Annotated in this window: 1 pseudogene; it reads right to left on the reverse strand. The window is 34.7% G+C overall.

The features are described from left to right. Window positions 1-372: pseudogene (locus ACFINO_RS10570) on the reverse strand (SPOR domain-containing protein); the annotation flags it as partial.

Consider the following 372-nt stretch of genomic DNA (forward strand, 5'->3'; position numbering starts at 1 on the left):
ATGACTTGTTTGTTTGCGTCGAATCCAAAGGTGATGGAAAGTCACTTGTTGATTTACTTCTTTCAGTGCCTTCTCTTTCTGAAATAAGGGTAGCAGATGAAAAACCAGTGTTTGCTTTCATGGAAGGATTTGGAACATTGGTATAATATTCTTCAATCCAATTTTCTTGATCAGCTGAAACTTTATAGGGATGGTTTATAGGAGAGTTATGAAGGCTTTGATTGTCATCATAATTTTGTTGTATGTTCGATGTGTTTTGTTGTGGCGCGATTGTTTGTGAAAAACGCTTGTTTTGTTCACCTAGTTCTGGAATAATTCTATTATTATCTTGTCTCTCAGATTCATCAAAAAAGAAATTTTCTGATAGCGGAT

The sequence above is a fragment of the Bartonella sp. AA83SXKL genome (assembly GCF_042196965.1).
Classification (GTDB): Bacteria; Pseudomonadota; Alphaproteobacteria; order Rhizobiales; family Rhizobiaceae; genus Bartonella.